General features: G+C 74.3%; 3 protein-coding genes and 1 pseudogene. All 4 read left to right on the top strand.

The window, feature by feature from the left end; translation table 11 throughout:
- Nucleotides 1-451: pseudogene (locus HGA02_RS14130) on the top strand (ACP S-malonyltransferase); the annotation flags it as partial.
- Nucleotides 448-1,452, top strand: a complete 1,005-nt coding sequence (locus HGA02_RS14125; RefSeq protein ID WP_168679581.1) for a beta-ketoacyl-ACP synthase 3 — start codon at nucleotides 448-450, stop codon at nucleotides 1,450-1,452. The pseudogene HGA02_RS14130 and the gene HGA02_RS14125, both read left to right, overlap by 4 nt.
- A gap of 107 nt (nucleotides 1,453-1,559) precedes the next feature.
- Nucleotides 1,560-1,808, top strand: a complete 249-nt coding sequence (locus tag HGA02_RS14120) for an acyl carrier protein (RefSeq protein WP_124341502.1) — start codon at nucleotides 1,560-1,562, stop codon at nucleotides 1,806-1,808.
- Nucleotides 1,809-1,901: 93 nt separating this feature from the next.
- The gene (locus HGA02_RS14115; protein ID WP_168679579.1) at nucleotides 1,902-3,146 is read left to right on the top strand and encodes a beta-ketoacyl-[acyl-carrier-protein] synthase family protein; all 1,245 of its coding nucleotides are present in this window, start codon (nucleotides 1,902-1,904) and stop codon (nucleotides 3,144-3,146) included.
- Nucleotides 3,147-3,249: the final 103 nt, after the last annotated feature.

The raw sequence follows: 3,249 nt of genomic DNA, 5'->3' as shown, positions 1-3,249 counted from the left end.
CGCGCCGCCCGCGCGCGCACGGGTCGTGCCGCTGCAGGTCGCCGGCGCGTTCCACACGCAGGTCATGGAACCGGCCGTCGCCGAGCTGCGCGCCGCGGCCGACGGGATCACGCCCGGCGACCCGGTCGTGCCGCTGCTCACCAACTCCGACGGCAGCGTCGTCCCCGACGGCGCTCGCGCGCTCGAGCTGATCGTCGCCCAGGTGGCCAACCCCGTCCGCTGGGACCTCTGCCAGGAGACGCTGCTCGCGCTCGGCGTGACCGGCCTGCTCGAGGTCGCCCCGGGCGGGGTCCTCACGGGCCTCGCGCGGCGTACGCTGCCGGGGATCGAGACGGTCGCCGTCAAGACGCCGGCCGACCTCGACGCCGCACGCGACCTCGTGCGCCGCCACGGCGCCGCGTCCGCGTCCACGCCCGAGGGCACCACCGCAACCCAGGAGCAGCCGTCGTGACCCGACCCACCCTGACGCAGGCCACCGGACCGGCCCACACCCGGATCCTCGGCATCGGAGGCGTGCGCGGCGAGCGCGTCGTCCCGAACGACGACCTCGTCGGCCCCATCGACTCCTCGGACGAGTGGATCCGCCAGCGCACGGGCATCGTCACGCGCCGCCGCGCGGGCGAGGGCACCGACGTGCTCGACCTGGCCGAGGGCGCCGCGCGCGCCGCGCTCGAGAACGCGGGCCTGACGGGCGCCGACATCGATGCCGTCATCCTCTCGACCGTCACCTACTTCCACCAGACGCCCGCGGGCGCCGCGATCGTCGCGGACCGCATCGGCGCGACGCCCGCCGCGGCGTTCGACATCTCCGCCGCGTGCGCGGGCTACTGCTACGGCATCGGCCAGGCCGACGCGCTGGTCCGTGCCGGCACCGCGCGCCACGTGCTCGTCATCGGCGCCGAGAAGATGAGCGAGTTCGTCGACCCGACGGACCGCACCATCTCCTTCCTGCTCGGCGACGGCGCGGGCGCGGTCGTGATCGGTCCGTCCGACACGCCCGGCGTCGGGCCGACGGTCTGGGGCTCCGACGGCGGTCAGGCGCAGGCGATCCGCCAGACGCACTCGTGGCTCGCGACGCGCGACGAGGGTGCCGGCTGGCCGACCCTGCGCCAGGAGGGCCAGTCGGTCTTCAAGTGGGCCGTGTGGCAGATGGCGCCCGTCGCGCAGAAGGCCCTCGACGCCGCGGGCGTGACCGCCGACGACATCGAGGCGTTCATCCCCCACCAGGCGAACATGCGGATCATCGACCAGATGATCAAGCAGCTCAAGCTGCCCGAGTCGGTGGTCGTCGGCCGCGACATCGCCGACACCGGCAACACGTCCGCCGCGTCGATCCCGCTCGCGACCGAGCGTCTGCTGCGCGAGGGCCAGGTCCCCAGCGGCGCGCTCGCGCTGCAGATCGGCTTCGGCGCCGGCCTGGTCTACGCCGCGCAGGTCGTGGTCCTGCCCTGATCCACCGCGGCCCGGCGCTCGTCGGGCCCGCCCCGCCCCCGGGGAGCGGTCCACCCTTGGGCTGTACCGTTCGTCCGACCCTTCCAGCAGTCACCAGAGGAGACACCATGGCGTACAGCGAGCAGGAGATCCTGGCCGGTCTGGCCGAGATCGTGAGCGAGGAGACGGGCCTGCCCGCCGACTCGGTCCTGCCGGAGAAGTCCTTCACCGACGACCTCGACATCGACTCGCTGTCGATGATGACGATCGTCACGCTCGCCGAGGAGAAGTTCGACGTGCGCATCCCCGACGACGAGGTCAAGAACCTCACGACCGTGGGCGACGCCGTCTCGTTCATCGCGGGCGCGCAGTCCTGAGCCTGCCGTGACCCGGGCACCGTCCCGGCGCCGCCGCGGCCGCACCGCCGCCGGCGCCGGGACGGGCCACCCCCATCGCCACCAGGAGCACCGATGAGCCACGCAACCGACGTCGTCGTCACCGGACTCGGCGCCACCACGCCGCTCGGCGGGGACGTGCCCTCGACGTGGGCCGCCGCCCTCGCCGGTGAGTCCGGGGCCCGCACCCTCGACAACGACTGGGCCGAGACCTACGGCATCCCCGTCTCGTTCGCCGCGACCATCAAGGTCGCGCCCGCGGACGTCCTGCCGCGTCCCGAGCTCAAGAAGATGGACCCCACCGCGCAGTACGCCGTGATCGCGGCGCGCGAGGCGTGGGCCGACGCGGGCTCTCCCGAGGTCGACGGCGAGCGGCTCGGTGCCGTGGTGTCGTCCGGCATCGGCGGCATCTGGACGATGCTCGACGGCTGGGACACGCTCCGTGAGAAGGGCGCTCGGCGCATGCTGCCGATGACGGTGCCCATGCTCATGCCGAACTCCCCCGTCGCGTTCGTGTCGCTCGACCTGGGCGCCCGCGCCGGTGCGCACGCGCTCGTCTCGGCGTGCGCGTCGGGTGCCGAGGCGATCGGGTACGGCGTCGAGATGATCCGTTCGGGTCGCGCCGACGTCGTCGTCGCGGGCGGCACCGAGGCCCCGATCCACCCCATGCCGATCGGCGCGTTCGCCGCGTCGCGCACGCTGTCGCAGCGCAACGACGACCCGCAGCGCGCGTCGCGCCCGTACGACACCGCCCGGGACGGCTTCGTCGTCGGCGAGGGCGCGGGCATCGTCGTGCTGGAGAGCGCCGAGCACGCGGCCGCGCGCGGCGCCCGCGTGTACGCGCGCATCGCCGGTGTCGGACTGTCCGCCGACGGCTACCACATCACGTCCCCCGAGCCCTCGGGCGACGGCCAGATCCGCGCCATGCGCTCCGCGCTGCAGGAGGCGGGCGTCTCGCACCGCGACATCGTGCACGTCAACGCGCACGCGACCTCGACGGTGGTCGGCGACCTCATCGAGGCGCGCAGCATCCGCGGCGTGCTCGGCGACGAGGCGGACCACGTCGCCCTGTCGGCGACGAAGTCGATGACCGGGCACCTGCTCGGCGGCGCGGGCGCGCTCGAGTCGGTGTTCACGATCCTCGCGCTGCACGACCGGCAGGCGCCGCCGACGATCAACGTCGACGACCCCGACCCGGAGCTCGTGCTCGACCTCGTGCGCGACAAGCCGCGCGCGCTGCCAGACGGGCAGATCGCCGCGATCAACAACTCGTTCGGGTTCGGCGGCCACAACGTGGCGCTCGTCGTCACGTCCGTCTGACCCGCCGCACCACCTGTCCGCCCCGGCGGACCGAGGGCGCGCCACCCCTGCCCGGGTGGCGCGCCCTCGGCGTCTGCGGCGACGCGCGTCGCGGCGGCGGGAC

Origin of the sequence: Cellulomonas septica, from assembly GCF_012396155.1 — a bacterium.
Lineage (GTDB): Bacteria > Actinomycetota > Actinomycetes > Actinomycetales > Cellulomonadaceae > Cellulomonas > Cellulomonas septica.
Note: the sequence above shows the minus strand (reverse complement) of the source record. Positions and strands in the feature narration are given on the sequence as shown.